At 66.0% G+C, this 19,963-nt stretch carries 20 protein-coding genes and 1 pseudogene; 10 read left to right on the plus strand and 11 right to left on the minus strand.

Going from position 1 to position 19,963, the window contains the following annotated elements; all coding sequences use genetic code 11:
- Positions 1-39: 39 nt before the first annotated feature.
- Positions 40-1,452: a PLP-dependent aminotransferase family protein gene (locus P8T11_RS15750; protein ID WP_268081077.1), complete on the plus strand. Its 1,413-nt coding sequence runs from the start codon at positions 40-42 to the stop codon at positions 1,450-1,452.
- Between the two features lie 46 nt (positions 1,453-1,498).
- On the opposite strand, the gene P8T11_RS15755 is transcribed toward P8T11_RS15750, so the two are convergent.
- The 6 genes from P8T11_RS15755 to P8T11_RS15780 form a co-directional block, all read right to left on the minus strand.
- Positions 1,499-2,152 (minus strand): hypothetical protein, encoded by a 654-nt coding sequence (locus P8T11_RS15755; protein ID WP_268081076.1) that lies wholly within the window; start codon positions 2,150-2,152, stop codon positions 1,499-1,501.
- 42 nt (positions 2,153-2,194) lie between these two features.
- Positions 2,195-3,172, minus strand: coding sequence for a Bug family tripartite tricarboxylate transporter substrate binding protein (locus tag P8T11_RS15760; protein WP_268081075.1), 978 nt, complete (start codon positions 3,170-3,172; stop codon positions 2,195-2,197).
- A 76-nt stretch (positions 3,173-3,248) separates the two neighbouring features.
- Positions 3,249-4,514 (minus strand): tricarballylate utilization 4Fe-4S protein TcuB, encoded by a 1,266-nt coding sequence (gene tcuB, locus P8T11_RS15765; RefSeq protein ID WP_277550057.1) that lies wholly within the window; start codon positions 4,512-4,514, stop codon positions 3,249-3,251.
- On the minus strand, positions 4,511-5,917 hold the full coding sequence (gene tcuA / locus P8T11_RS15770) for an FAD-dependent tricarballylate dehydrogenase TcuA (RefSeq protein WP_050449450.1): 1,407 nt from the start codon (positions 5,915-5,917) through the stop codon (positions 4,511-4,513). The genes tcuB and tcuA overlap by 4 nt, the downstream gene beginning before the upstream one ends.
- 78 nt (positions 5,918-5,995) lie before the next feature.
- The gene (locus tag P8T11_RS15775; protein ID WP_268081074.1) at positions 5,996-6,922 is read right to left on the minus strand and encodes a LysR family transcriptional regulator; all 927 of its coding nucleotides are present in this window, start codon (positions 6,920-6,922) and stop codon (positions 5,996-5,998) included.
- Between the two features lie 2 nt (positions 6,923-6,924).
- Positions 6,925-7,623, minus strand: a complete 699-nt coding sequence (locus P8T11_RS15780) for a glutathione binding-like protein (protein WP_268081072.1) — start codon at positions 7,621-7,623, stop codon at positions 6,925-6,927.
- A 210-nt stretch (positions 7,624-7,833) separates the two neighbouring features.
- Here P8T11_RS15780 and P8T11_RS15785 point away from each other — a divergent pair, with 210 nt between their 5' ends.
- On the plus strand, positions 7,834-9,243 hold the full coding sequence (locus P8T11_RS15785) for a tetratricopeptide repeat protein (protein WP_268081071.1): 1,410 nt from the start codon (positions 7,834-7,836) through the stop codon (positions 9,241-9,243).
- Positions 9,244-9,270: 27 nt separating this feature from the next.
- Here P8T11_RS15785 and P8T11_RS15790 read toward each other — a convergent pair whose 3' ends face one another.
- On the minus strand, positions 9,271-9,984 hold the full coding sequence (locus tag P8T11_RS15790; protein ID WP_268081070.1) for a hypothetical protein: 714 nt from the start codon (positions 9,982-9,984) through the stop codon (positions 9,271-9,273).
- Between the two features lie 206 nt (positions 9,985-10,190).
- Here P8T11_RS15790 and P8T11_RS15795 point away from each other — a divergent pair, with 206 nt between their 5' ends.
- The 3 genes from P8T11_RS15795 to P8T11_RS15805 all read left to right on the plus strand — a co-directional run bounded on the left by P8T11_RS15795 (position 10,191) and on the right by P8T11_RS15805 (position 13,390).
- Positions 10,191-12,161, plus strand: coding sequence for a hypothetical protein (locus P8T11_RS15795; protein WP_268081069.1), 1,971 nt, complete (start codon positions 10,191-10,193; stop codon positions 12,159-12,161).
- A 19-nt stretch (positions 12,162-12,180) separates the two neighbouring features.
- A complete protein-coding gene (locus P8T11_RS15800) occupies positions 12,181-13,155 on the plus strand; it encodes a hypothetical protein (protein ID WP_268081068.1) in 975 nt (324 codons plus the stop codon).
- A 70-nt stretch (positions 13,156-13,225) separates the two neighbouring features.
- On the plus strand, positions 13,226-13,390 hold the full coding sequence (locus P8T11_RS15805) for a hypothetical protein (RefSeq protein ID WP_268081067.1): 165 nt from the start codon (positions 13,226-13,228) through the stop codon (positions 13,388-13,390).
- 12 nt (positions 13,391-13,402) lie between these two features.
- On the opposite strand, the gene P8T11_RS15810 is transcribed toward P8T11_RS15805, so the two are convergent.
- Together P8T11_RS15810 and P8T11_RS15815 are read right to left on the minus strand one after the other, a co-directional pair.
- A complete protein-coding gene (locus tag P8T11_RS15810; RefSeq protein ID WP_268081066.1) occupies positions 13,403-14,593 on the minus strand; it encodes a serine hydrolase domain-containing protein in 1,191 nt (396 codons plus the stop codon).
- Between the two features lie 63 nt (positions 14,594-14,656).
- Complete coding sequence (locus tag P8T11_RS15815; protein ID WP_268081065.1) at positions 14,657-15,682, minus strand: Bug family tripartite tricarboxylate transporter substrate binding protein; 1,026 nt, start codon at positions 15,680-15,682, stop codon at positions 14,657-14,659.
- 130 nt (positions 15,683-15,812) lie between these two features.
- On the opposite strand from P8T11_RS15815, the gene P8T11_RS15820 reads away from it, so the two are divergent.
- Positions 15,813-16,760: a LysR family transcriptional regulator gene (locus P8T11_RS15820; protein WP_268081064.1), complete on the plus strand. Its 948-nt coding sequence runs from the start codon at positions 15,813-15,815 to the stop codon at positions 16,758-16,760.
- Here P8T11_RS15820 and P8T11_RS15825 read toward each other — a convergent pair.
- Positions 16,757-16,927 (minus strand): hypothetical protein, encoded by a 171-nt coding sequence (locus tag P8T11_RS15825; RefSeq protein ID WP_268081063.1) that lies wholly within the window; start codon positions 16,925-16,927, stop codon positions 16,757-16,759. The genes P8T11_RS15820 and P8T11_RS15825 overlap by 4 nt on opposite strands.
- Positions 16,928-16,959: 32 nt before the next feature.
- A pseudogene (locus P8T11_RS15830) lies at positions 16,960-17,301 on the minus strand (cytochrome c biogenesis CcdA family protein); the annotation flags it as partial.
- On the opposite strand from P8T11_RS15830, the gene P8T11_RS15835 reads away from it, so the two are divergent.
- From P8T11_RS15835 to P8T11_RS15850, 4 genes are all read left to right on the plus strand, one after another.
- Positions 17,281-17,619 (plus strand): hypothetical protein, encoded by a 339-nt coding sequence (locus tag P8T11_RS15835; protein ID WP_268081062.1) that lies wholly within the window; start codon positions 17,281-17,283, stop codon positions 17,617-17,619. The pseudogene P8T11_RS15830 and the gene P8T11_RS15835 overlap by 21 nt on opposite strands.
- Positions 17,616-17,780, plus strand: a complete 165-nt coding sequence (locus P8T11_RS15840) for a hypothetical protein (RefSeq protein ID WP_167400968.1) — start codon at positions 17,616-17,618, stop codon at positions 17,778-17,780. The genes P8T11_RS15835 and P8T11_RS15840 overlap by 4 nt, the downstream gene beginning before the upstream one ends.
- A 136-nt stretch (positions 17,781-17,916) precedes the next feature.
- A complete protein-coding gene (locus P8T11_RS15845; protein WP_268081060.1) occupies positions 17,917-19,137 on the plus strand; it encodes a CaiB/BaiF CoA transferase family protein in 1,221 nt (406 codons plus the stop codon).
- 21 nt (positions 19,138-19,158) lie between these two features.
- Positions 19,159-19,956 carry an enoyl-CoA hydratase/isomerase family protein gene (locus P8T11_RS15850; RefSeq protein WP_268081059.1) on the plus strand — a complete coding sequence of 266 codons (798 nt, stop codon included), beginning with the start codon at positions 19,159-19,161 and terminating at the stop codon, positions 19,954-19,956.
- Positions 19,957-19,963: the final 7 nt, after the last annotated feature.

Raw genomic sequence — 19,963 nt, forward strand, 5'->3', positions numbered from 1 at the left:
ACGCCTGCCCCACCCTTTTCCCTTTGAATCGGAACCGCCATGAAGCGCTATGAAAGGCTGACGGAAGACATCACCGCCTCAATCCGTTCGGGCTTGCTGCAAGTGGGTGACCGCCTGCCCTCGGTGCGGCAGACGAGCGCCAGCCGGGGCGTCAGCCCGTCCACGGTGTTCAAGGCCTATTACCTGCTGGAAGCGCGCGGCCTGATCCGCGCGCGCGACCGGTCCGGCTACTACGTGCTGCGTGCGCCGCAGGCCGCCCTGCCCGAGCTGGACGGCTTGTCCAGCGCCCCCGCCGGCCGTCACCCGGTGGACGTCAGCGACAACGTGCTGCAAGTGCTGAACGCCACGCTGCGCCGCGACATGACGCCTTTTGGATCCGCTTTTCCCAGCCCCTCGCTGCTGCCCTACGCGCGGCTGGGCAAATTCATGGCGTCGGCTGCACAGCGGCTGGACCCCTGGGGGTCCATCGACGACCTCAGCCCGGGCGACGCGGCGCTGCGCCGCGCCATCGCGTTGCGCTATCTGGCCGATGGCCTGACGGTGCCGGTGGACGACATCATCATCACCAACGGCGCGCTGGACGCGCTGAACCTGAGCCTGGCGGCGGTGACCCAGCCCGGCGATGCGGTCATCGTGGAATCCCCCACGTTCTACGCCGCCCTGCAATCGCTGGAACGCAACCAGCTCCACGCCATCGAAGTGGCCACGCATCCGCGCGAAGGCATCGACCTGCAAGCGCTGGAAGACGCCATCGTGCAGCACCGGCCGCGCGCCTGCTGGTTGATGACCACGTTCCAGAATCCGCTGGGCAGCCTGATGCCCGACAGAAAAAAGGAAGCGCTGGTCCGACTGCTGACCCGACATGACATTGCGCTGATTGAAGACGACGTCTACGGCGAACTGTATTTTGGCGAACACCGGCCGCGCCCGGCCAAGGCCTTCGACAAGGAAGGCATCGTGATGCACTGCTCGTCGTTTTCGAAGACGCTGGCGCCGGGTTACCGCGTGGGCTGGGTGGCAGGCGGACGCTATGCGCGGCAGATCATGCGCAACAAGCTCACCACCAGCCTGGCGACCGCCGCGCCCACGCAGGCCGCCATTGCCGCCTATCTGGAAAAAGGCGGCTACGACCGCCACCTGCGCCAGTTCCGCCAGGCACTGGCCGTGCAGCAAGGCGAACTGCTGCAAGCCGTGGCGCGCTATTTCCCAAAGGGTACGCGCGCCACGCGGCCCGCGGGCGGGTACTTTGTGTGGGTGGAATTGCCTGCGCACATCGACACGCTGAAGGTCCACCGCGCGGCGCTGGATCACGGCATCAGCATCGCGCCGGGGCCGCTGTTTTCGTCGTCGGGCGCCTTTCGGAATTTCCTGCGCTTGAACCATGGGCACCCGTGGAACGCCGACATGGAACAGGGGATGGCGACGCTGGGCAAGCTGCTGGGGGGTGGTTAGGGTCAGCGGTTTGTGATCAGCGGGTTCGTGGTGAGCGGGGTTGTCCTTAGCGACCCGTAGGCGCGGCCGCCGCGCGTGCCGCCTCGACCTCGCTCAGCAAGGATGCCGCGTCCGGTCTCAGGGGCAGGGCCAGCTTGCCCTGGCGGTCGATGGCGCCCCATTGGCCGCCCGTCATGTAGCTGTGCTCACCGTCCGGTGTACGGGCCGTGCGGCAGCCTTCGCACACCACGGCCAGCCCGCCGCTGTAGCGGTCGACCCATTCGTAAGGGGTGGCCAGCACGCGGTTGAGCCGCGTGTCGTAATAGGCCATGCCGCCCGACCACGGCCCGCGCGTCAGGCCGTCTTCGAAGTCATCCGCGAAATTGTCGAAGGTGACGACGGCTACCGATTTTCCATCGGGCCGTACCCAGCGCCACGATCCTTGCGTGAATACCGGCGACAAGCCATCCTCGTTGAAGTCCATGCGCCCAAGCACATCGGCCGCGAACACGACCGTGTCGCCCTCCATCCACGCACAATGATCGGCGGGTTCCAGCATGCCGCCGTCCTGCTTGGCGGCGTACAGGCATTGCTGGTCATGAGAGGAAGATGAACGCGTGGAGGCGGCATCCGTGGACGCGGTGTTCGCGGGAACAGGAGTCGCGGCAAGAGCTGCTGCCGGCAGGGCCGCCAGCAGCGTAAACAACAAGGTTTTCAGCATGCCGGAAATCCTAGCATGCGCCCCGCCGGCCACCGCCCCGCTTCAGTTTGCAGTCGCGCCGGAATCCTTCACCGCCTGTGCCCAGGTTGCAATCTCGGTCTGGATGAACTTGCCGAACGCGGCCGTGTTCACGTTGGAGGCCTGAGCGCCCTCTTCCATCAAGCGTTGCTTCACGGCGGGCGCGGCCAACGCGCCGCTCAAGGCCTGGTTAAGCTTCGCGACCACGGCGTCCGGCGTGCCCGATGGCGCCACCACGCCGTGCCACGACACCGCCTGAAAGCCCGGCAGGCCGGACTCGGCCATCGTGGGCACATCGGGCAAGGCCGGCGACCGTTCGGGCGACGTGACCGCCAGCGCGCGCAAGGTGCCCGCCTTCACATGCGGCAGCACGCCCGGAATGGTCGTGAACATGAAGTCGATCTGGCCGCCGATCAAATCGGTAATGGCGGGGCTGCCGCCCTTGTACGGCACATGCGTGAACGCCAGCTTCGCCGAACTCTTGAACATCTCGCCGGCCAGATGGCCCGGCGTGCCCGCGCCCGCCGACCCCATGTTGGTCTTGTCGCCCTGTCCACGGATGTAGCCGATCAGCTCCTGCACATTGGCGGCCTTGACGTTGGGGCCGATCACCAGCACGTTGGGCACCGTGGCCAACAGCGTGACGGGCGTGAAGTCCTTGACCGCGTCGTACGAAATGCGCGAATACAGTGACGGGTTGATGCCGTGCGTGCTGGCGGTGGCCAGCAGCAGCGTGTAGCCGTCCGGCGCGGATGTGGCCACCTGCTTGGCGGCGATGGTGCCGTTGGCGCCGCCCTTGTTCTCGATGATGATGGTCTGGCCCAGCGTCTTGCCCGCTTCGGCCGCGACGGTGCGCGCCAGGATGTCCGACGTGCCGCCCGCCGAGTGCGGCACGACCAGCGTGATGGGCTTGGTCGGGAAGGTCTGCGCATGCGCCACCGGCAGCAACGGCGTGAAACAGGCGGCCAGCGCAACGCGCGCCAGCAATCGGGGTTGGCTCATTGATGTCTCCTCGTTTGTAATCGAATGCGGCGCCCTTCCTGGGCGCCGTCATACCCGTGGCGGATAGGACCGGCGCTCAGTCCGACCCGAGTTGCAGCTTGTTGGGCTGGCGCTTTTCGATCGACCACTTGAGCAGCGCGGCCGAGCGGTAGATGCCGTGCGCGAACTTGCCGTAGGGCAGGGTCAGGAACAGCGCCATCACCACGCCCAGGTGAATGGCCAGCAGCAGCGCCATCGCGCTGCCATCACGCCCGGCCAACAGCGCCAGGCCGGTGGCGCTGGTCAGGAACAGCAGCACGATAAAGCCCCGGTCCATCGGTTTTTGCGCGGCATCGCCTTGCTGCGGATGGCGCTTGATGTTCAACCACAGCAGCCCGGCCGGCCCGATCAGCAGGCCGATGCCGCCCACCGTGCCCAGCAGCACCGGCGCGCTGAAGAACGGATACGGCGCCTGCTGGCCCAGCAGATAGTGGTACAGCGTGGCCACGCAGGTGGCCGCGAAACACAGCATGAAGCCGTAGAACGTGAAGTGATGAAAGCGCCGCCGCCACAAGGTGAAGGCGTCGTCCGCGTTGTTGCAGCCCTTGCCATGGCCGCCGTCCAGATAGCGCAGCCGCAACGCGTCGTGCGCGGCTTCAGCCACGGCCGCGCCGGACGCTGCCCCCGGGCTGACGTTGCGCCAGAAGCGTGTGACGCCCACCGCCAGGGCCAGCATCGAAAAACCAAATACCACGCCAAACATCAGCGCCAGCGTGTTGTGCGGGAACACGGCGTAGAAGTTGCCCGCCATGGGCTCATGAAACAGCCCGCCCGCCATCAGCACGGCCAACACCAGGAACAGCGCCAGGCCGCCGGCGGTGGCCAACGACAAGACCAGCCCGTTGCGCTTGTACAGCGTGCCCAGCGCGGCGGGCCAGGCGTAGTCGGTGTAGGTCTGCACGCGCACCTTGGCCATGGCCTGCGGCACGTTCACCGCGAATTCATGCGGCGGCGCGTACTGGCAGGCGTGCAGACAGGCGCCGCAGTTGTGGCACAGGTTGGCCAGGTAGTTCAGGTCGGCCTTGCCGAATTCCAGCCGGCGCGTCATGGCCGGAAACACCGCGCAGAACCCTTCGCAATAGCGGCAGGCATTGCATATCTGCATGACGCGCGCGACTTCGGTTTCGTCTTCGGTCAGCAAGTCGGCCTGTGGCTTGGCGGTCTTGCCGCGCCACTGGACGGGGTGCTCGACCATGGCGGCCGACATCGCAGGTTGCTCCGCCCCGGCGGGGCCGCCAGGCGTCGAGGAATGCGGGGTGGAAAACGACTGCGCCTCGCGGGCCAGGGCTTCAAGCTGCTTCATATCGTGCTCTTCGCAAGGGTCTGGGCGCGCGCGGCGGCGGCGGCCCGGGTGCCGGCAATACGGCCGAACGCCGTGCCGATGGACATGCCCACGCCCGCCGTATAGCCCTTGCCCAGCACGTTGCCGGCCATCATTTCGCCGGCCACGAACAGGTTGTCGCTGGGCACGTCGTTAAAGCGCACGGCAGCGGTGTCGTCCACCTTCAAGCCCAGATAGGTAAAGGTGATGCCGGGGCGCAGGGCGTAGCCGTAGAACGGCGCGGTATCGATCGGCCGCGCCCAATGTGTCTTGGCGGGCGCGATGCCTTCGGTGTGGCAGTCGTCCAGCGCGGTGTGGTCGAAGGTGCCGACGCGGCAGGCGGCGTTGTAGTCGCGCAGGGTTTGTTCAAAGGTGGCGGGGTCCAGCCCCAGCTTGTCGGCCAGCTCGGGCAGCGTGTCGGCCTTCACGCCGGGAAACACCGGCGGCATGAAGCGGCCGATGGCCTTGGCGTCGATGATGGAATAGGCGATCTGGCCAGGCTGCATCGCCGTCAGGCGGCCCCAGATGGCGTAGCGCTTGGGCCAGAAGTCTTCGCCTTCGTCGTAGAAGCGCACGGCGTCGCGGTTGACCACCACACCCAGCGACACGCAATCGATGCGGGTACAGATGCCACCGTCGTACAGCGGGGCGCGCGCGTCGATCGCCACGCAGTGCGATTGGGACGGGTCGCCGATGCCGTCCGCCCCCGCGTCCAACATGAATTTCAGCAGCACGCCCATGTTGAAGCGCGTGCCACGGATCAGGAAATTGTCGGCCGGCCATTCGCCGCGTTCGTTCTGGCCCCAGGCTTCGCGCAGCCACTCCCGGTTGGACTCGAAGCCGCCCGCGGCCAGCACACAGGCGCGGGCCTCGATGCGCTCATCCCCGATGCGCGCGGCCTTGAAACGGCCGTCTTCCAGTTCCAGCGCATCCACCGGCGCGTTGTAGCGGATCTGCACGCCCAGCGCCTCGGCGCTGCGGTAATAGGCATTCACCAGCGCCTTGCCGCCGCCCATGAAAAAGGCGTTGGTGCGCGCCACGTGCAGCGCGCCCGACAGCGGCGGCTGGAAGTTCACGCCGTGGCGGCGCATCCAGTCGCGACAGGTGGAAGATTCGCGGATGACCAGCCGCGCCAGGTGTTCGTTGGTCTGCCCGCCCGTGACCTTCAGCAGGTCTTGCCAGTATTCCTCTTCGGGATAGGCGTCGGTCAGCACGTCCTGCGGGGCGTCGTGCATGCAGCGCAAATTGCGCGTGTGCTGCGAATTGCCGCCCCGCCATTCGCGCGGCGCGGCCTCCAGCAGCAACACGCTTGCGCCAGCCTCACGCGCCATCAGGGCCGCGCACAGCGCCGCGTTGCCCCCGCCCACCACCAAGACATCCACCATGTCATTGCCCCTCACATCAAGGGGACGACTCTACCTATTGGATGGCCCGTGCGATATCAGGCGGGCGTCAACAGGTCTTCACGAATCGTGAAGAGCCACCACCGCCCATTTGCCGTCGCGCGCCAGGGTGCGCGACACATCGGCCAACACCAGCCGGGCGGCCAGCGCCGCGGGCGACAGTTCATCGTCGGACAGGCTGACCAGCAGATTGGGGCGAAACAGGTGGGCGTCTTCAATACGCGCCATGTGCAACTGCCCGGGCGCGATGCGCGCCGTGGCCGAACTGGGCTGGATGGTGGCCGCGTTGCCCAATTGCACCACGTCCATCAGCAACGACAGGCCATCAACTTCGGCCACCACGCGCGGCGTCTGCCCCAGTTGCAGAAACGCATTGTTGACCAGTGCCCGCAGCCCGTGGCGCCCGCTGGGCAGCACCAGCGGCAGATGCGCGATATCGGCCAGCCGCGTCGTGTCGCCGTCCGGCACGCCCGGCATGTCGCGCCGCGCGCACAGGAACAGGGGCTCGTCCAGCAGCGGCATGATGCTCCAGCGGCGCGCGGATTCGGCCTGGAACACGATGGCCAGGTCCAGCAGGCGGCCGTTGAGCATGTCGGCCAGATGGCCCGACAACGCCTCGACCAGATGCAGCCGAATGTCGGGGTAGCGCTCGTTCATGGCTTGCAGGAACGGCGCGCCCAGGATGGCGGCGGTGGTGGACGACAAGCCCACGCTGACATGGCCTGCCAGCCGCGCCTGCTGCGCGGCCTGCACGGCGTCATCGGCATGGCGCAGCGCCAGTTGCGCCTGCCTGAAAAACGCCAAACCCGCATCCGTTGGCACCACGCCACTGGCGCTGCGTTGCAGCAGCCGGGTGGACAGCTCGCCTTCCAGCCGGCTGATCTGCTGGCTGAGCGCCGACGTGACCATGCCGATGGACGTGGCCGCGCGGCCGATGCTGCCCGCTTCGACCACGCGCACGAAGTAACGCAGTTGGCGCAGTTCCATGCCTAGGCCGGAATGGTCAGGCCCCGCACCACGGCCGGACGAGCAACAAACGTTTCCAGCACGCGGGCCACGTTCTTGAACCGCGAGAACTCGACCAGGTTGCCTGCGTCGTAAAAGCCCACCAGGTTGCGCACCCACGGCAGGATGGCGATGTCGGCCACGGTGTATTCGTCGCCCATGACCCAGTCGCGGCCTTCCAGGCGCTGGTCCAGCACGGCCAGCAGGCGCTTGGATTCCGCCACATAGCGTTCCAGCGGACGCTTGTCTTCGTAGTCCTTGCCGGCGAACTTATGAAAGAAGCCCAGTTGGCCAAACATCGGGCCGATGCCGCCCATCTGGAACATCACCCATTGCAGCGTCTCGTAGCGCCCGGCCGTGTCCGTGGGGATGAACTGGCCGGTCTTGCTGGCCAGGTAGATCAGGATGGCGCCGGACTCAAACAGCGCCAGCGGCTTGCCGTCCGGGCCATTGGGGTCAAGGATGGCCGGAATCTTGTTGTTCGGGCTCAGCGACAGGAACTCGGGCGAAAACTGGTCCTGCTTGTCGAACGCGACCCGGTGGGCCTCGTAGGGCAGGCCGATTTCTTCCAGCAGGATCGACGCTTTCACGCCATTGGGCGTGGGCAGCGAATACAACTGGATGCGGTCAGGATGCTGGGCGGGCCACTTCTTGGTGATGGCGAACGAGTCTAGGGCGGTCATGCGGGGTTTCTCCAGGGGAGGCGGAAGTCGTGACGGGTTATTGCGCCGATCATCCTAGCGCAAATGCCGGAAAATCCGCTGAAATACCCACTTGCCGACCCGGCTGAACAGGGCCTGTCGGCCTGGTGCCCAGCGCTGTCGGCGAAATAGGGGTTCGTGACACAATTCGGCTCGCCCAACCCCATCCCCGGACGCCGCCCCGCAGCCCCCATGACATTTCCGATGCAGCACCCGTTTACCCCGCTATTGCTGGCCGCCGCCGCACTGCTGATGCCAACCGGCGCCCAGGCCGACGTCACGGCGGCGTCAAGCGCCACCCCGCCCCCCGGCATGGCCCAATACGGCGTGGGTCCGCATGGCCAGAGCCTGACGCTGACCTTGCTGAACAACCGCGACAGCGCGCCCGCGCCCAACACGCCCTACCGCCTGTTCCTGACGGGCAAGCAGGACGCCATTCGCAACACGCCCAGCCAGGACGGCATTCTGCACGGCACCACCGACGCCGAAGGCCGCACCGCCTGGGTGTGGACGGACAAGGCGTTCCAGCCCGAAGATTTCACGCTGATCCGCCGCGTGGGCGACGGCCCCTGGGGCCACTTTTTCCAACTGCATTCCAGCGGCAACGACAAGGAACCCGTGCCGGCCTGGCCCTACATCCTGACCATGCACCAGCGCTGGGGCGAACAATGGGTAGACCTGGGCTACACCACCCGCCAAGGCGCCACGGCCTATTTCAGCCACAACGTGCCGGCAGCCTCCCTGTCCCTGTCCATCGATGCGCCCGTCACCGACAACAGGGCGTGCTTTGACGAGCTGGACGCCATCAACCGCAAGTTCAGCCAGAACGATGCCGCCGGCGCGCAGCAGTTGATCCAGACCATGCAATGCGCCGACACCCTTCGCCAGCAACTGGATCTGGCTCAGCTATTGCTGATGGTCGGCCGGCAAGACGACGCGCGCCACTGGCTGATGCAATCACGCAAATGGCGGTTTCCGGAATCGTTCGCGCCCGTCGAAACCCCGCTGCTGAGCGACCGCCTGGGCCTGGAACGGCTGCTGGGCATGCCCGACCTGGCGCTGGCCGACGCACAGACGCTGCAACGTCGCCAGACCAAGCCCGGCCGCCCGCCCCGGGCAAGCGACACGGATTGGCCCAACGATATTGCCTATTACCTGGCGGACTTTCCCGACTACCTGCCGCAAGCCGAAGAGGAAGCGCGCCGGTCCATCCGCCTGTGGGGTCCCAACCCCTACAACCAGGGCACGCTGGGCTGGATCCTTAGCTTGCGAGGCGACACCGAGGAAGGCCTGCGCCTGATGCGCGCGTCGTACCGCGAGATATCGCGCAACGAGGAAATCGTGGCCGACTACGGCTTGGCGCTATGGCGCAACGGCCAGCCGGAACAGGCGACGCGCTTGTGGGACGAGGCCCAGGCGCAGTGCGTATGGGGCCGCCGCCTGTACGCGGCGATGCGCGAGGCGCAGTACGACGACCACCCCTATTTCCAGCCCTCGGATTCCGACGCGGTGCAAGCGTATCGGCAACGCTGCGACGGGCCTCGGATAAAACGCAAGACCGTAACTATTGGCCCGGCGTTGCCACCCGCCCCCGCCGCATGACGTTGCGTTTTCACCCGTCGTCGCGTTTTACTTTTCGTCCTTCATCTTCACGTCGCTGGCCGTGTCGGCCTTCAAGCCGCTGGTGTTGATCTTGCCGGGCGGCGGCGCGTCGATCTCGTCCAGATTGGCGGCGGCGGCAGCAGGCGCGGCCACGTCGTCCAGGTTGACGGCATCGGCCACGGGGGCCGTGGGCGCGGCGGGCTTGGCCTTGGGCGGCGCCTTCGGGCGCGGTTTGGCCGGCACACGCGGCTTGGTCACTTCAAGCGGGCGCGTGTACAGATTGCCGTCCTGGTAGACCAGCATGTAAGGCTTGCCGACGGCCGGCTTTACCGTTTGGCGCGCCGTCCACTGGCCGTTGGCCACTTGGAACGACAGCGGACCTTCGCAACTGCGATAGCTGTTCTGCCACTTGGACGATTGCACGCCCGACACGCGGTACACGTGATAGACGTGATTGCAGCCAAGTTCCGGCACATCCAGCGTGATCAGCGTCGCGCCCGGCACTTCGGACACATTCGCCACCATCATGGACGCGCCCTTGACCTCAAGCTCCATGACCTTCTTCTGGCCATACAGCTTGATGTCGTACGAATCGTTGTAGTAACGGCGCAGCGCCGCGCGCTCGCCATTGACGGTGAAAACCTGCTGTTCCTTGGCCAATACTTCGCCGAAATCCAGGCCCATCTTGCCCGAGCCGGTACTGACGCAACCGCTCAACGCCATCACGGCGGAAAGGGACACTATTGCGCAAAATGCACGGCTGCCATCGGACCCATTTGCCGCTTTTGCCGAAACCCATCCGATGAAAGCTGAAGACACTACACAACCCCTTGATATTGTTGAGTTTTACCCTGAATAGGAACATTCAAAATATACGTATCATTTAATGTCAAATGATTCGCAATGTTATACTGTAAACCAAAGCGAACAGGGGCAAGGCGAAAAGCATGAAGAAGGTTTGCGTGGCCGCGGCAATAGCCGCAAGCGTCGGCAGCTTGCCGGCGCACGCCGAGGCGTATCGCCTGGCATATTCCAAAGCGGAAAACATCGAGATCTTCATCGACCACGCCACCGGTTCGCCGTGGTGCGGTCCGCATCTGGATCTACGCGCCGTGTACGGCGCCGCCCCCGACGCCGCCGCGCTCGGCCGCTTGCTGCCCAAGATCGGCGTGCTGCTCGGCAAACAATGCCCGCAAGCCGTTGACCTGCGCTGGACCAGCGTTACAAACGCCGGCGCGCGCGTCGCGGACGGCACCAGCACCAAAGCCGCGGGCTGGGCGATGCAAGTTGCAGCCGCTGCCGCGCCGGCTGCGCCTGCAACACCCGCTACACCCGCTACACCCGCAGTAGCCGCAACTCCAGATGCCGCGCCCGCCGTCGCCGCAGCGCCAGCCGCAACGCAAGCGCCGGCTCCCGCAGCCGCCGCGCCGCAGCCCGCTCAAGTGGCAACGCCTGCGCCCACGGCCGCGGCACCGGCCGCCGCCGCACCGGCCGCCGTCGAGCCTGCCGCCCCCGCCGTGGCGGCAGCACCGGTTACCCCGCCCCCTGTTGCCGCTCCGGCCACTACCGCGCCTGCCGCTGTGCCTGCTGCCGCGCCTGCCACCGCACCTGCCGCAACCGCAGCCCCCGCCGCAGCCCCCGCCGCAGCCCCGACTCCCGCCCCCGCCGTGCAGACCGCCTTCGCCGTCAACGGCTGGACGCCGCCGTCGCCCGCCGCCGTCATGGCCGGCACGCAGCGGCTGAAGACCATGCAGGACCAGAACGGCTGCAAGGTCGTGTCGACGTTCCGCCTGGGCGAAGGCGCCCAATACATCACGCTGAAAACCGATGGCATGTCCTGCGGTCCCGACGGCTACGCCACGGGCAAGGGCCGGCTGCGGCTTGAGCGCTCCGACGGCGCGCGCATCGCGCAAAGCAACGACGTCTGGATGGCGGGCGGCATTCCGTTCACCTCGCCCGTTGCCGCCACCCGCCTGGCGCATGTCGACGACGATGGCTCCCTGTGGTTCCACCTGGACAGCGATCCCGCCAGCCGTTCCCATTATTTGCTGCGTGCCGAACGCATGTCGTATGGCAGCGGCCTGGATGTGTGGCGCTACACCCGCATCGACGTCGTCACCGAAAACGCGGACGTGTTCCGCAACGCCACCGACATCAAGGTGGCCGTGGACGGCGCACTGCGCGTGCTGGAGCGCACCGCCGTGCCGGACGCCGGCAATGCCCGCATTGTGTTCTCGGACGATTTCGAGCAAGGCGCTATCGGCGACAAGATCGAGCATCTGCTCTACATGATCACCGCCGACCGCCCGACCGACTGGCGCACCGGCAAGCCCCGGGGCGAGTGGCGCTACAACCTGCAGTACGCCCAGAACTACCTGTTCAAGCGCGACGAAATACTCGCCCGCAAGAAGCGCGAGGAACGGATGCGCCTGGCCAACCAGGAACGCGACAACCTGCGCCAATATCAAAATCTGGTTGATCAGGCCAAGAGCGACCCCAAGGGCATCCTGGGACGCATGCAGCGCGACGTGCGCTACGACCTGCTGACCGGCGGCGACTACAAGGCCCTGATGGCTGGCCGCAAGGCCGCCGTGCGCATGGTGATCCATGTGGACGACCACCAGGACAACGACGCCGTGGCCGACTGGCCGTATGAGATCCGCCTGCCCGGCCAGAAGGCCATGAAGGAAGGCTGGTATCTGGCGCCGGGCGAGCTCACGCTGGACACCAAGCGCCAGGACGACAACGGCCTGCCGCTGACCTTGCTGACGCTGGGCCAAGCCGCGCCCGTCGCTTGCCAGAAGGCGGGCTGCGCCGACCTGAACGACCCCTTGGTCGGCGCCCGCATGATGCTGGGCCTGCCGGACTGGACGCCGGAGAAGGCCCAGGCCGTCATCGACCAAGCGAACCAACCCTAACCGCCAGACGAGCAACCCAATGATCAAACAAAAGAAAGGCCTGATCGCAGGCGGTGTCGTCGTGGTGCTGGCCTGCGCCTGGTGGGGCTTGGGCGCCTACGCCTCCGGCAAGGCGGAAGACGAAATCGTGGCGCTGCTGGACAAGACCGGCCAGCGCGACATGGTGCGCTGGCAGAGCATTTCGGCGTCGCCCTTCGGGTCCGCCAAACTGAAACAGGTGACGGTCGGCCCGGCGGGCTCGCCCATCGCCCTGATCGACACCGTCAAGATCAGCGGCCTGCGCAACACCAGCGACCGCCGCAGCGGCGACGTCACGATCGAAGGCGCCGCCCTGCCCAACGGCACCAGCGTGCTCAGCCAGACAGACCTGGCCCGCCGCGCCGGCAAGCTGGACCTGCCGCCCGCCAACCTGCGGGTGCGCTGGGACTATCAGCGTGACGACGACAACGCCGAACTGCAATTGACCCTGGAACAACCCGAGGCGCTGAACGCCGAACTGGCGTTAAACCTGGAACGGGTCAACGGCGCGGTTTCCCTGGCGGAAGACCGCGACGCGCTGGTCGGGCTGGCCATGATGGGCATGATGGGCATGGGCCGTATCGACCGCGCGCTGGCGCCCTTGGCGGAACTGCGCGTCATGTCCGGCAGCCTGTCCGTGAAGGACGACGGCTACGTCAAACGCAGCGTGGAACTCTTCAAGCGTTACAACCTCACCGCCGAACCCGGCGAAGGCAACCCGGACAAGCAGCGCGCCAAGCAGTTCGACAAGCTGGTCAGCGACAGCCAAAAACGCTGTGAGGACCAAAAGTCCCTGGCCGGCTTCGACGACAACGACGACGCCTGCCAAGCCATCGCCCGCTTCGCCAGCGGCGACAAGCGGACCATCGCCCTGACCCTCAATCCCCGCAACGGCGTGTCGATCGCCGAATTGCTCTCCAGCGCCAACAACCAAGGCAAGGTTTTCGCCTTGCTCGCCCCCACGCTTGAGAACTGATCGGCGCCTATAATCTTCCGCACACGCTGCGTACGACGCGCTTGCCAAGGCGCAGCCGCGGGAGACTGACATGACACGCTCATTGATTCGTTTGCTTGCCCTGCTGGCAAGCGCCGTGGTGATAAGCGGCTGCACCTCCAGCCCGGGCGGCCCGCCTCACCCCGGCGCCGTCAACCCCTACAGTGAAGGCGGCTTTCACGACGCGGGTCCGAACTATCCGGATACGGGTCGCTGAACGAAGCCACGATCAGCCCGCATCCTGAATGGCCGCGATCACGCGGCCTAGCTCTGCATCGCGATCCGGCTCGTTGGCGCTGAGATAGCGGGGTTCCGGATAAGCGGCCAGTTGCACCACCACCAGCGCCCGACGCCGGTCTATGTATATGCGCTGCCCGGAATGGCCCATCGCCATCATCGCGCCGTCTTCGCGCAGCCACCAGCTATAGCCATAGCCCGTCAGCCCCAACGCCTGGCGGCTGGCGGCATGGAACGCTTCCGGTACCGCGTGCGCCACCGTTCCCGCCTGATCGATCCAGCCCTCCGGCAACACGCGCCGGCCACCGATGACGCCGTCATCCAAGACAAACTGCCCCACCCTCCCCAGATCTCGCAGCGCCATGCCGGCACGGCTACCGCCGATCTCCTGCCCGTTCTCGGATTCCAGTGTGTAGAAGGCGTCGAACTCCATGCCATAGGGCTGCCAGATCTTGCGCGACAGATAGTCGGCCAAGGTGCTGCCGGTTGCCGCTGAAATCAGTGCGCCCAGCAAGTACGTGTCGCCCGTGTTGTAGTGCCAGACCTCGCCCGGCGCATGCAGGCGGCGGCAGGCGCGCAGCAGCGCCAGCACACCGCCTGGCGTCTTGTCCGCCAGCGACTTGCTGTAGCGGTTCACATCCGACTGCTTGTCCGTGTAGTCCTCGGTCCACGCCATGCCCGAGCACATCGTCATCAGGTGGCGCACCGTCACCTGTTCGTAGGCGCAGCCTTGCATGGCGGGCAGATAGTGCGTGACGGGGTCGTCGATGCTGTGGATGGCGCCGTCCTGCACGGCCGCGCCCACCAACAGCGCGGTCACGGACTTGATGGTCGACATCGTGGACCAGCGGTCGCTCGGCCGCAGGCCCAGGCCGTAACGCTCCAGCACCACACGCCCTTTGCGTATCGCCAGCAGGCCGGCCACGTTGTTGCGGTCCATGAATTCCGGCAGGCCGCGTTGCACGCCTTCGGATTCGTACTGGACCTGGACTTCAGGACCGCGTTCCAGCTCGCGCGTAACCGGCCCGCGCGCCACGCTGCGGGTGGCGAACAACTGGTCGACGATGCGATAGCCGTAGGACTGCAAGCACGGCGGCCACAGCAGAAAATCTTCGCTGCGAGGCAAGTGAACCGTGGGTTGGGCAATGACCGCGGCGGCGGGCGGGGTAGACAAATCAGTCATGGGCAAGGCTCGATACGATGCCGCGCCGCAGGCATGCTGGAGCGCGGTCGGGAAAGGACGGGGTCAATCGTTCTGGATGCCCAGGCGCTTGATGATCGGCCCCCAGGTGGAAGCTTCGCGCTGCATGGCATCAGCCACCGCCGGACCACCAAAGGTCGCGGGTGGCAGCATATAGATCTGGGCCATCTGCGCGCGCGCGCTCGGGTCGGCCCAGAATGCCCGCGTTGCCTCGGTCAACCGAGCCAACACGGCGGGCGGCGTGCCTTTGGGCGCCATCAGGCCATACCAGCCGTCGCTGGGAAAATCCTTCGCGCCCACTTCGTAGATGGTGGGCACATCAGGGAGTTCGACCACGCGCTGGCTGCCGAAAACGACTAGCGGCACGGCCTTGCCCGTCTTGATCTGCGGGATCGCGCCCGACAGCGCATCCGCCGTCAGGTCGATCTGCCCGCCCACCAGATCCATCATGGCCGGCGCCGCGCCCTTGTACGGCACGTGCGACATCTGCAGGCCAAAATGCTGCGCCAGGAAAGCCACGTTCAGGTGCGTGGAATTGCCCATGCCGGCCGACCCGTAATTCAGGACACCAGGCTTGCTCTTAGCCACCTTGACCAGATCGTCAACGCTTTTGATGCCGCTGGCCGGATTCGTAACCAGCACTTGCGACGTGCCGGCAATCATCGTCACCGGATCAAAGTCGCGCACAGGGTTGTAGGCCAAGGTCTTGTACGAGAACGGATTCAACGACATGTTCGACGTGCTGCCGAACAGCAGCGAATAGCCGTCCGCCGGCTGCTTGGCGACGTAGGCCGCGGCGATGCTGCCATTGGCGCCGGGTTTGTTCTCGACAATGACGGTGCCGCCAATCGACTTGGCGACGTAGCTGGCCCAGGCGCGCGCCAACGCGTCCGCCGCACCACCGGCCGATACCGGCACCACGACCGAAACCGGCTTCGTTGGGTAATCCGCCTGCGCGGCAAACGGCGAGATCAAGGCGCAGGCCATGCTCAGGCCCACCAGCCAGCGGCGCAGCGGACCATCGGGATATTGCGTCGTTGCGGCATCACGAAAACATCGCGTCTGGACCATAGCGGCTCACTGAAAACGGGTGCCGGCATGCGGCGGAAATGAAGCGATCTTAGGATCGCCACTAATTGCCGTCCAATGCATAATCGGCTTACCTTGCATAATCAAAATGAATAATTTCCAGCAAAGGCGCATGAACCTTCAGCAGTTGGACCATTTTCTGGCCGTGGTCGAAACCCAGTCTTTCAGTCGCGCTGCCGACAAGCTGCACCTGACGCAACCCGCGCTCAGCCGCAGCATCCAGGCGCTGGAAGAGGAATTGGGCGGGCCGCTGCTGGAACGCGGCAAGAACAAGACGCTGACCGCGCTGGGCCAACTGGCACTGGCCCGCGCGCGCCGAGTGCGCGTCGAATTGGCGGAACTGCGGCGCAGCGCCAAGATTCTGGCCGACGTCGAAGGCGGCACCCTGCGCCTGGGGCTTGGCCCCGCGCCCACCGCGATGCTGTCCGTGCACCTATTGCAGCACCTGATGCAGCGGTATCCCGCCATCAAGGTGCAGCTCAGTGGCGGCACGGCCGACATGCAGTTGCAGGAACTGCGCGACGGCGAGGTCGACGCGCTGATCCTGCACCGCAGCCAGGTACCCGCGCACGACGACCTGACCTTGGATCTGTTTCCGCCCACGCCGCTGGGCTTTGTCTGCCGTGCCGGCCATCCGCTGCTGCAACATCAGCACGCCCTTAGGTTTGCCGAACTACGCAAATATCCGCTGGCCGCGAGCGGCCGCGCGATGAGCAATGATGTGCTCCACCGTCTGAACGAGTACTTCGGCAACCGCACCCACTTCCACGACGCCATCCAGTACCAGTCGAACGACGTCAACGCCCTGGTCGAAGTGGTGCGGCGCAGCGACGCTGTATTCTTCGGCGTGCTGCAAGTGGCCCGCGCCCTGATGGAAAGCGGCGAATTGGCGCCGCTGCATTTGTCGCCGCCGCTTGCGCTCAGCTCGCAATTCATGTTCGTCACCCTGGACGGCAAAACTCCGCCCCCCATACTGGAAAAAGTCCGCGACTGGTGCGCGGCACAGATGGCGGGCGGGCATGAATCCAGCGAAGCGGATAAGCCCGGCCAATCCGCTTAGCCCGACAATCCGATCAACCCGGCTGCGCCAACAAGCGCTGAATCTCCGCCTCCGTCTCCGCATACTTGCCTTCCCCAAAATGCCTGCGCGGTAAGCGGCATCACCGAGGCGGCCAGCGACGTGGCCAACAGCGCGCCCAGCGCGATTTTCTTGAACGTAGCGAACATGGTCATGCTCCTTGAATTGACGTGAGGGACGGTCAGTTGAAAAGGTTGCTGATCCAGGCGTAGGCCAGGAAGTCGTACTGGAAATAGATGGTGGCGGCGGTCAGGATCAGCAGCACGCCAAAGCCTTGCTGCAAGCGCTGCGTATAGCGCGACAGGCCACGCACCCTTGCCGCGATGGCCTGGCCGCCGTAGGCGATCACCAGCATCGGAATGCCCGCGCCGATGGCGAACATCAACAACAAAGTGCTGGATTGCGTCAGGTTCTGCGCCTTGGCGGCCAGCACCAGAATCGACGCCAGCACTGGGCCGGCGCTTGGCGTCCATACCGCCCCCACGGCGACTACAAGGCGCTGATGGCTGGCCGCAAAGCCACCGTGCGCATGGTGATCCATGTGGACGACCACCAGGACAATGACGCCGTGGCCGACTGGCCGTACGAGATCCGCCTGACCGGCCAGAAGGCCATGAAGGAAGGCTGGTATCTAGTGCCCGGCGAACTCACGCTGGACACCAAGCGCCAGGACCACAACGGCCTGCCGCTGACCTTGCTGACGCTGGGCCAAGCCGCGCCCGTCGCTTGCCAGAAGGCAGGCTGCGCCGACCTGAACGACCCCTTGGTCGGCGCCTATAATCTTCCGCACACGCTGCGTACGACGCGCTTGCCAAGGCGCAGCCGCGGGAGACTGACATGACACCCTCATTGATTCGTTTGCTTGCCCTGCTGGCAAGCGCCGTGGTGATAAGCGGCTGCACCTCCGGCCCGGGCGGCCCGCCCCACCCCGGCGCCGTCAACCCCTACAGTGAAGGCGGCTTTCACGACGCGGGTCCGAACTATCCGGATACGGGTCGCTAAGACTTTCCCCCATCCGCCCCGCGCCGCCGCCCTTGACGGTGCGCGAAACGCATAACAGCTTTGTGCGCCGGGTGCATCCCGCCGCAAGCCGGAAATCCTAGACTACCTGCACACAACAGGAGTCAAGGAGAAGGCTTTGCAGCCGCTGTTATCAAACGTGAAAGTGCTGGACCTGAGCCGCATTCTGGCCGGCCCCTGGGCCAGCCAGATCCTGGCCGATCTGGGTGCGGACGTCATCAAGGTCGAGCGGCCGGGCCTGGGCGACGACACCCGATCCTGGGGGCCTCCGTTCCTGAAGGACGAACAGGGCCAGGACACCAGCGACGGCGCCTACTTCATCGCCACCAACCGTGGCAAACGCTCCATCACGCTGGACCTGCAGACGCCTGAAGGCCAGGCGCTGGTCAAGGACCTATGCCGCGACGCGGACGTGGTGCTTGAGAACTACAAGGTCGGCACCCTGGCGCGCATGGGGCTGGACTATGACTCCCTGTCGAAGATCAACCCGCGCCTGGTGTATTGCTCGGTCACGGGCTTTGGGCAGACCGGCCCGCGCGCCGCCGAGCCGGCCTACGATTTCCTGATCCAGGCCATGGGCGGCCTGATGAGCGTGACGGGCGAACGCGACGACAAACCCGGCGGCGGCCCGCAGAAAGTGGGCGTGCCCATCGTGGACCTGACCACTGGCGTCTACGCCGCGCTGGGCATCGTCGCCGCCCTGCTGCGGCGCTCGCAAACGGGCCAGGGCGAGTACATCGACGTCGCCATGCTGGACGTGCAGGTCGGCCTCTTGGCGAACCAGGCCATGAACTTCCTGTTGGGCAACCGCGTGCCGCGCCGTACCGGCACCGCGCACCCGAACATCCAGCCGCAACGCACCTTCGCCTGCGCCGATGGCGACATCGTCATCGTGGTCGGCAACGACGCGCAGTTCGCCACCCTGTGCCGCGTGCTGGGCAAGCCCGAACTGGCGCAAGACCCCCGCTACGTCAGCAACAGCCAGCGCGTGACCAATCAAGCCACGCTAGACCCGATCCTGGACGCCATCATCGTCGCGCAGCCGCGTGCGCACTGGCTGGCGGCGTTAAAGGATGCCGGCGTGCCGGCAGGGTCCATCAACACCGTTCCCGAAGTATTCGACGACCCGCAGGTGGCGCACCGCGCCATGCTGCGCCGCCTGCCGCATCCGGCCGCCGGCACGGTGCCGCAAGTGATGAACCCCTTGCGCTTTGCCACGGCGGACTTGCGGGCGGACCGCGCCCCCCCGCTGCTGGGCCAACACACCGCTGACGTGCTGGCGGAACTGGGCCTCAGCACGCAACAGATCCAGGACTTGCGCCAGCGCAAGATCATTTGAACAAGACGGAGACTCTGGACCATGACCCTGCCTGAAAACTTGACCGGCCCCTACACCGCGCTGGACGTCACCGTGGACCACGGCGTGGCCGTCATCCTGCTGGCCAACCCGCCCGTGAACGCCCTGAGCACCGAGATGATGAACGAGTTGTCCTGGGTGCTGGACCGCATTTCGGAAACTCCGGAAGTACGTGCCGTGGTGCTGTCTGGCCAAGGCAAGACGTTCTGCGCGGGCGCTGACTTGAAGAACCGCGCGGCCATCATCAAGGGCCCGGGAGACCTGCCGCAGCATTCGCGCCGCACCCGTGAGTGCTTTCACGCCATCCGCGAATGCACCAAGCCCGTGATCGGAGCGATCAATGGCGCGGCGCTGGGCGCGGGCCTGGCCATCGTGGCCTCTTGCGACATCTTGCTGGCCGCGTCCACGGCGGTCGTGGGCCTGCCGGAAATCAACGTGGGCCTGCTGGGAGGCGGACGCCATGGCATGCGCCTGTTCGGCCATTCGCGCCTGCGCAGGATGATGCTGACGGGCCTGCGCGTGGATGGCGACGAGCTCTATCGGCTGGGCATTGTTGAAGCGTCCGTGCCCGCCGAGGCCTTGATGGACCGCGCCCTGGAATTGGCGCATGAGCTGGCGTCCAAGAGCCCCCTGGCCACCGTGCTGGCCAAGCAGACGCTGAACGCCATCGAAGACATGAGCCTGCGCGACGGCTACCGGTACGAGCAGGACATGACCGCCGCCATCGCCAAGACCGAAGACGCCCAGGAAGCGCGCCGCGCCTTCCTGGAAAAGCGCGCGCCCGTATTCCAGGGCAAATAAGGAGCCG

This window comes from Achromobacter spanius, from assembly GCF_029637605.1.
Taxonomy (GTDB): domain Bacteria; phylum Pseudomonadota; class Gammaproteobacteria; order Burkholderiales; family Burkholderiaceae_B; genus Achromobacter; species Achromobacter spanius_E.

Coding starts and splice junctions, on each gene's coding strand:
- P8T11_RS15815 (WP_268081065.1), bottom strand. CDS start 15,682: ATGGTCCAGACGCGATGTTTTCGTGATGCCGCAACGACGCAATATCCC.
- P8T11_RS15795 (WP_268081069.1), top strand. CDS start 10,191: ATGAAGAAGGTTTGCGTGGCCGCGGCAATAGCCGCAAGCGTCGGCAGC.
- P8T11_RS15775 (WP_268081074.1), bottom strand. CDS start 6,922: ATGGAACTGCGCCAACTGCGTTACTTCGTGCGCGTGGTCGAAGCGGGC.
- P8T11_RS15785 (WP_268081071.1), top strand. CDS start 7,834: ATGACATTTCCGATGCAGCACCCGTTTACCCCGCTATTGCTGGCCGCC.
- P8T11_RS15820 (WP_268081064.1), top strand. CDS start 15,813: ATGAACCTTCAGCAGTTGGACCATTTTCTGGCCGTGGTCGAAACCCAG.
- P8T11_RS15780 (WP_268081072.1), bottom strand. CDS start 7,623: ATGACCGCCCTAGACTCGTTCGCCATCACCAAGAAGTGGCCCGCCCAG.
- P8T11_RS15825 (WP_268081063.1), bottom strand. CDS start 16,927: ATGTTCGCTACGTTCAAGAAAATCGCGCTGGGCGCGCTGTTGGCCACG.
- P8T11_RS15850 (WP_268081059.1), top strand. CDS start 19,159: ATGACCCTGCCTGAAAACTTGACCGGCCCCTACACCGCGCTGGACGTC.
- tcuA (WP_050449450.1), bottom strand. CDS start 5,917: ATGGTGGATGTCTTGGTGGTGGGCGGGGGCAACGCGGCGCTGTGCGCG.
- P8T11_RS15800 (WP_268081068.1), top strand. CDS start 12,181: ATGATCAAACAAAAGAAAGGCCTGATCGCAGGCGGTGTCGTCGTGGTG.
- P8T11_RS15810 (WP_268081066.1), bottom strand. CDS start 14,593: ATGACTGATTTGTCTACCCCGCCCGCCGCCGCGGTCATTGCCCAACCC.
- tcuB (WP_277550057.1), bottom strand. CDS start 4,514: ATGAAGCAGCTTGAAGCCCTGGCCCGCGAGGCGCAGTCGTTTTCCACC.
- P8T11_RS15755 (WP_268081076.1), bottom strand. CDS start 2,152: ATGCTGAAAACCTTGTTGTTTACGCTGCTGGCGGCCCTGCCGGCAGCA.
- P8T11_RS15840 (WP_167400968.1), top strand. CDS start 17,616: ATGACACCCTCATTGATTCGTTTGCTTGCCCTGCTGGCAAGCGCCGTG.
- P8T11_RS15805 (WP_268081067.1), top strand. CDS start 13,226: ATGACACGCTCATTGATTCGTTTGCTTGCCCTGCTGGCAAGCGCCGTG.
- P8T11_RS15750 (WP_268081077.1), top strand. CDS start 40: ATGAAGCGCTATGAAAGGCTGACGGAAGACATCACCGCCTCAATCCGT.
- P8T11_RS15835 (WP_268081062.1), top strand. CDS start 17,281: ATGGCTGGCCGCAAAGCCACCGTGCGCATGGTGATCCATGTGGACGAC.
- P8T11_RS15760 (WP_268081075.1), bottom strand. CDS start 3,172: ATGAGCCAACCCCGATTGCTGGCGCGCGTTGCGCTGGCCGCCTGTTTC.